Genomic DNA, 6369 nt, shown 5'->3' with positions numbered 1-6369 from the left:
ACAAGGACCCCGAGGCGCCGATCTTCAGCGTGGCCGACTATGGGCTGGAGGCGGACCTGTTTGCGGCCGTGCCGGAACTGGTCAAGGCGCTGTAACGCCAGGTCGACCGCAAAAAGGCATCGCTTGCGGTGCCTTTTTTTTGACATTCACATCCCCCGGAGAACCCCATGAGCTACACCGCCCCCGTCAAGGACATGCTGTTCAACATGCAGCACCTTGCCAATATTGAACAAATCGCACAAATCCCCGGCTTCGAGGATGCTGGCCTGGACACGGCAGCTGCCGTGCTGGAAGAGTGCGCCAAGTTCACCGAGGGCGTGCTGGCTCCACTGAACTTCGAGGGCGACAAGAACCCGTCTTCGTGGAAGGACGGCGTGGTCACGGCCACCCCGGGCTTCAAGGACGCCTTCCGCCAGCTCACCGAGGGCGGCTGGCAGGGCCTGCAGCACCCTGCCGACTTTGGCGGCCAGGGTCTACCCAAGACCATTGGCGCGGCCTGCACGGAGATGCTCAACAGCGCCAACATGAGCTTTGCCCTGTGCCCGCTGCTGACCGATGGTGCCATCGAGGCGCTGCTGACCGCAGGCAGCGACGAGCTCAAGGCGATCTACCTCGAAAAGCTCATCTCGGGCCAGTGGACCGGCACCATGAACCTGACCGAGCCCCAGGCTGGGTCGGACCTGGCGCTGGTGCGCACCAAGGCCGACCCGCAGCCCGATGGCACGTACAAGATTTTCGGCACCAAGATCTACATCACCTGGGGTGAGCACGACATGGCCGAGAACATCGTGCACCTCGTGCTGGCCCGCGTGGCGGGAGCGCCCGAGGGCGTCAAGGGCATCAGCCTGTTTGTCGTGCCCAAGTTCCTCGTCAACAAGGACGGCAGCCTGGGTGCGCGCAACGACGCGCACTGCGTCAGCATCGAGCACAAGATGGGCATCAAGGCCAGCCCCACGGCGGTGCTGCAGTTTGGCGACCATGGCGGTGCCGTGGGCTACCTTGTGGGCCAGGAAAACCGTGGCCTCGAATACATGTTCATCATGATGAACGCCGCGCGCTTTGGCGTGGGAGTCCAGGGCATTGCGATTGCCGAACGCGCCTACCAGAAGGCCGTGGGCTACGCCAAGGACCGCGTGCAGAGCCGCCCCGTAGACGGCAGCATGAACGCCAGCGCCGCCATCATTCACCACCCGGATGTGCGCCGCATGCTCATGACCATGCGCGCCTACACCGAGGGTTGCCGCGCCATGGCCAGCACGGCCGCTGCCGCCTACGACGCCGCGCACCACCACCCCGATGCCCAGGTGCGCAAGGACAATGCCACGTTCTATGAATTCATGGTGCCGCTGGTCAAGGGCTACAGCACCGAGATGAGCCTGGAAGTCACCAGCCTGGGCGTGCAGGTGCACGGCGGCATGGGCTTTATTGAAGAAACGGGTGCGGCGCAGTACTACCGCGATGCCAAGATTTTGACCATCTACGAAGGCACCACCGCCATCCAGGCCAATGACCTGGTGGGCCGCAAAACGGCGCGCGACGGCGGCCAGTCGGCCCGCGCCATCGCCGCGCAGATTGAAAAGACCGAAGGCGAACTGCTGGCCAGCGGCACCCCCGCAGCCAACGCGGTGGCACGCCGGCTGGCGGCGGCGCGCCAGGCCTTCCTGGATGTGGTGAACTTCGTTGCCGGTGGCGCCAAGTCCAGCCCCAACGCCGTTTTTGCGGGCAGCGTGCCTTACCTCATGCTCGCCGGCAACCTGGTGGCGGGCTGGCAGCTGGCGCGCAGCCTGCTGGTGGCCGAGGCACTGTTGCCCAAGGGACAGGACGCAGCCTTCCTGCGCGCAAAAATCACCACGGCGCAGTTCTATGCCGAGCACATCCTGGTCAAGGCGCCAGGCCTGCGCGACAGCATCGTTGAAGGCGCCGACAGCGTGACCGATCTGGCGCTGGAAGCCTTCTGAAGCTTGCCTGCCATGTGACGCACCCCGGATACACGGGGGCTGTTTGATATAAAAATGATAGCTGCAAGCGCTTATTCAATAAGCGCTAGAGGCACATTTGATTCATATTTTTCGGAAAGTTGTTGCCATGTCCAAACTGCCTCCCGTGTTGCAGAACCTGTCACTGCCTGTGATCGCATCGCCGCTATTCATCATCAGCAACCCCAAGCTCGTGATCGAGCAGTGCAAGGCGGGCGTGGTGGGTTCGATGCCCGCGCTCAACGCCCGCCCCGCCGAGCTGCTGGACGAATGGCTGGCTGAAATCACCGAAACCCTGGCGGCCTACAACAAAGCCAACCCAGACAAGCCCGCTGCGCCCTTTGCCATCAACCAGATCGTGCACAAGAGCAACGACCGGCTGGAGCACGACATGCAGGTCTGCGCCAAATACAAGGTGCCGATCATCATCACGTCCCTGGGCGCCCGCGAAGACGTGAACCAGGCCGTGCACGCCTGGGGCGGCATCGTGCTGCACGACATCATCAACAACAAGTTTGCGCACAAGGCCATCGAAAAGGGCGCCGATGGCCTGATCGCCGTGGCCGCGGGCGCTGGCGGCCATGCCGGCGTGAAGAGCCCGTTTGCGCTGATTCAGGAGATTCGCCAGTGGTTCGACGGCCCGGTGGCGCTGAGCGGCTCCATCGCCAGCGGCGATGCCGTGCTGGCGGCCCAGGCCATGGGCGCGGACTTTGGCTACATCGGCTCGGCCTTCATTGCCACGCACGAGGCGCGCGCCTCCGATGCCTACAAGCAGGCCATCGTGGACGGCAATTCGGACGACATCGTCTACAGCAACCTTTTCACCGGCGTGCACGGCAACTACCTGGCGCCGTCGATCCGCGCAGCCGGCATGGACCCGGACAATCTGCCCGAGTCCGACCCCAGCAAGATGAATTTTGGTGGTGACGCGAAAAAGGCCTGGAAGGACATCTGGGGCTGCGGCCAGGGCATCGGCGCGATCAATGCGGTGACCAGCACGGCAGAGCTGGTGGACAAGCTGCGCGGCGAATACCAAGCCGCGCGAGCGCGGTTGAAGCTGTAATTCTGGATCTTTTGGGGCTCTAGCGATTGACAGCATTGCGCTGATAGCTATTGAATTAATAGCTTCGCAAGCGTGCTGAATCAGGTGCCCCTGCGCAGCGCGAGGGCCTCTCGTGCCGCAGAACACACCCGTTTTGTTGTCCAGCCCCCAGACACCAAAAGTTGGATGGCCCCGCCTGCGGGTCGGCATCACGCCATCGTTTCATTGGTTCGCATGACTTCTCCCCAATCCCGCACGCCGCTGATCGACATGGTCAAGGGCGTTGCCTGCGCCACCATCGTGTGGCACCACCTGGCTTTTTACGGCCCCATGTCGGATATCGCGCAGCCGCTGGCGCCGGGGTTGATGGCCTGGCTTTACGACTACGGGCGCATGGCCGTGCAGGTGTTTCTGGTGTTGGGCGGCTATCTGGCGGCGGCCAGTCTGGCACCGCAGGGGCTTGCCCGTTTTGACAGCGCCAGGCAGCAGATCACACGGCGCTTTGTGCGGCTGGTGGTGCCGTATTCCGTGGCCCTGCTGCTGGCCGTGTTAGTGGCCGCGCTGGTGGGCAGCTGGATGGATCATCCCTCGGTACCCGGTGCGCCCGACCTGGGCCAGCTGGTGGCCAATGCGCTGCTGCTGCAGGACATCGTGGGCGAAGAGGCCTTGTCGGCGGGGGTTTGGTATGTCGCCATCGACTTCCAGCTTTTTGCCGGCTCTGTGCTGCTGCTCGCGCTGGTGCGGGCCCTGTGTGGCGATGGGGGCGCGCGGCACGCCGGCTGGCTGGGGCGTGCGCTGGTGGTGGTGGGCACGGCCATGTCCTTGCTGGTGTTCAACCGCGAGCCGCAGCTGGACATGTGGGCCCTGTATTTCTTTGGCGCTTATGGGCTCGGCATGATGGCCTGCTGGGCCGTGCAGGCCCCGCGTGCCGGCGGGTGGATCGCCGCCATCGCTGTGCTGGGCACCGCTGCCCTGGCGCTGGATTTCCGGGCACGCATTGCCGTGGCGCTGGTGACGGCCCTGGCCCTGGCCTGGGCGCTGCGGTCACCGCGCTGGCGGCAGTGGCAGGGGTTCGCTCCCCTGGTGCGGCTCGGTCAGATGTCGTATTCGGTGTTTCTGGTGCACTTTCCGGTGTGCCTGCTGGTCAATGCGGTGGTTAGCCATGTCTGGCCGCAAGCGCCCGAATGGAATGCGCTGGGCATGCTGGCCGCATTTGCCCTGTCGCTCGTGGAAGGGCATCAACTGTATGCGCGTGTGGAACGCCATGTTCCGACCTGGACCTCGGCGCTGCGCTGGCAGGCCGGGCTGGTGGGCACCGGCATGCTGGTGGCGGTGACGACCAGCCTGATCGCCTGATCACTTGATCACTTGATCGCTCGCGCCTTCATGTCGATTCTTCTTGGGGGTGCGGTGCCGCCTGGCTGACAGGCGCTGTGAGCGAAGGCGAGCACTGGTCACGAGGCCCGCACAACTTGCCGATGGCCATGCGTCACACAAGTGCGGTGGCCCGTGCCGGTCAGCGGTGCAGCTCGCCCGCGCTTTCGGGTTGGTAGACGATGCTTTTCACCCGCACCGTCATCGACTTGCCGCCCGGGCCAGGCCATGCCAGTTCATCGCCCACCGCCAGGCCCAGCAAGGCGCTGCCCACGGGCGCAAAAATCGAGATGCGGTCGGCGCTGCCGTCCATGTCGCGCGGGTACACCAGCGTCAGGCAGAACTCCTTGCCGGTTTCCTCGATCGTGAACTGCACGGTGGAATTCATGGTCACCACATTGGGCGGAATCTCTTCGGGCGCCACCACGTCGGCGCGGTCCAGCTCTGCCTGCAGGTCGGCCTTGCCCGGAAAGACGCTGGCAGGAATCGCCGCCAGCAGTGCTTCAATGCGGTCCAGGTCCAGGGAGGACAGGGTGATCTGGGGTTTGCGCGCCATGGCGTGTACCTCGAAAGCTAGTTGTAAAGGGCGGGACTGTAGTGGATCGTGAATCTCGCACTGCGCCGCGTGGTCAAAGCGGTGGGCGAGGTTTTCGCGGAAATGCTTTAAAAACTGTATATTAATACAGTTATGAAAAGCGATGCTGATCCCGCTGATCCCGCTGATTCGCCCTGCGGCTCGCCGCCCGAAGCGCGCATTCCCATCCACGCCATTCGCGGCCGGGGTGCCGCCACGGCCATGCCGCACCGGTTTGCAAAGGACTCGCGCACGGTGGTGGACGATGGCTGGGATTTTCCTTGGGATGGCGAGGCGCAGGCCACGCCGCAGCCCACCCGGGTGCACCTAGAAACCGCCCGCAGCGCGCTGTGCGCCAACGATTCCCCCGACATCTTCTTTGAGCACTCGGTGAACCCCTACCGCGGTTGCGAGCATGGCTGTGTCTATTGCTATGCCCGCCCCACGCACAGCTATCTGAACCTGTCGCCGGGGCTCGATTTCGAGACGCAGATTATTGCCAAGCACAACATCGGCGAGGTGTTGCGCGCCGAACTGGCGCGCCCCGGCCATGTGCCGCGCACGCTGAACATCGGCTCGGCCACCGATTGCTACCAGCCGGTGGAGCGCGAGTTACGCCTCACGCGGGGCGTGATCGAGGTGCTGCGCGATGCGCGCCATCCGTTTTCGCTCATCACCAAAAGCAGTGGCGTGGAGCGCGACCTCGACCTGCTTGCGCCGCTGGCGGCGCAGCGCCTGGCGGCGGTGTATGTGACCATCACCACGCTCGATGCCGCGCTGGCCCGGCGCCTGGAGCCACGCGCGGCAGCCCCGCACCGGCGTCTGCGCACTATCCGTGCACTGGCCGATGCGGGCGTGCCCGTGGGCGTGAGCGTGGCGCCGCAGATTCCCTTCATCACCGAAGACATGGAGCAGGTGCTGGCGGCGGCGCACGACGCCGGCGCCCGCAGCGCGTTTTACACGGTGATCCGGTTGCCCTGGGAGCTGGATGCGCTGTTTCGCGAATGGCTGGCGCTGCACTACCCGCAGCGCGCCGCCCGCGTGATGGCCCGCGTGCAGGACCTGCACAACCTCAGCAACGCCCAGCGCGGCGCAGGCAAAACCTACGACAGCAACTACATCACCCGCATGAAGGGCAGCGGCCTATGGGCCGACCTGCTGCGCCAGCGGTTTGCCACCACCTGCCGCAAGCTGGGGCTGAACCGCGAACGGGTGGAGCTGGATCTGGCCCAGTTCCAGCCCGGGTTTCTGCGGGGGCAGGGCAGCCTGTTTTGACGGGCCTTGCATCGGAAAAAGGGTTCAAAATGGTTCTCTTCTATTTCGGGTGGCGTACAACATTCCCCACTGAGTCCATGGTCAGGCCCTTGCTTTTAGCAGAGGATTGCCCGGCAGGTGGGTAAGTT

At 64.5% G+C, this 6369-nt stretch carries 5 protein-coding genes; 4 read left to right on the top strand and 1 reads right to left on the bottom strand.

Going from position 1 to position 6369, the window contains the following annotated elements:
* Positions 1-167: 167 nt before the first annotated feature.
* The 3 genes from B7Y64_RS18860 (at position 168) to B7Y64_RS18850 (ending at position 4374) form a co-directional block, all read left to right on the top strand.
* Positions 168-1958, top strand: a complete 1791-nt coding sequence (locus B7Y64_RS18860) for an acyl-CoA dehydrogenase (protein ID WP_024815819.1) — start codon at positions 168-170, stop codon at positions 1956-1958.
* A 127-nt stretch (positions 1959-2085) separates the two neighbouring features.
* Positions 2086-3039, top strand: a complete 954-nt coding sequence (locus B7Y64_RS18855; protein WP_024815818.1) for a nitronate monooxygenase family protein — start codon at positions 2086-2088, stop codon at positions 3037-3039.
* Between the two features lie 213 nt (positions 3040-3252).
* Complete coding sequence (locus B7Y64_RS18850) at positions 3253-4374, top strand: acyltransferase (RefSeq protein ID WP_291326734.1); 1122 nt, start codon at positions 3253-3255, stop codon at positions 4372-4374.
* A 160-nt stretch (positions 4375-4534) separates the two neighbouring features.
* On the opposite strand, the gene rnk is transcribed toward B7Y64_RS18850, so the two are convergent.
* On the bottom strand, positions 4535-4948 hold the full coding sequence (gene rnk, locus B7Y64_RS18845; protein WP_111868901.1) for a nucleoside diphosphate kinase regulator: 414 nt from the start codon (positions 4946-4948) through the stop codon (positions 4535-4537).
* Between the two features lie 132 nt (positions 4949-5080).
* Here rnk and B7Y64_RS18840 point away from each other — a divergent pair, with 132 nt between their 5' ends.
* Positions 5081-6241, top strand: a complete 1161-nt coding sequence (locus B7Y64_RS18840; RefSeq protein WP_291329603.1) for a PA0069 family radical SAM protein — start codon at positions 5081-5083, stop codon at positions 6239-6241.
* The last annotated feature ends 128 nt before the right edge of the window (positions 6242-6369 follow it).

It is taken from the genome of Acidovorax sp. 35-64-16 (genome assembly GCF_002281195.1).
Classification (GTDB): domain Bacteria; phylum Pseudomonadota; class Gammaproteobacteria; order Burkholderiales; family Burkholderiaceae_C; genus Acidovorax; species Acidovorax defluvii.
Note: the sequence above shows the minus strand (reverse complement) of the source record. Positions and strands in the feature narration are given on the sequence as shown.

Bases quoted from the DNA above. Each gene is read 5' to 3' on its own strand.
- B7Y64_RS18840 (WP_291329603.1), top strand. From the start codon at position 5,081: ATGAAAAGCGATGCTGATCCCGCTGATCCCGCTGATTCGCCCTGCGGC.
- B7Y64_RS18855 (WP_024815818.1), top strand. From the start codon at position 2,086: ATGTCCAAACTGCCTCCCGTGTTGCAGAACCTGTCACTGCCTGTGATC.
- B7Y64_RS18860 (WP_024815819.1), top strand. From the start codon at position 168: ATGAGCTACACCGCCCCCGTCAAGGACATGCTGTTCAACATGCAGCAC.
- B7Y64_RS18850 (WP_291326734.1), top strand. From the start codon at position 3,253: ATGACTTCTCCCCAATCCCGCACGCCGCTGATCGACATGGTCAAGGGC.
- rnk (WP_111868901.1), bottom strand. From the start codon at position 4,948: ATGGCGCGCAAACCCCAGATCACCCTGTCCTCCCTGGACCTGGACCGC.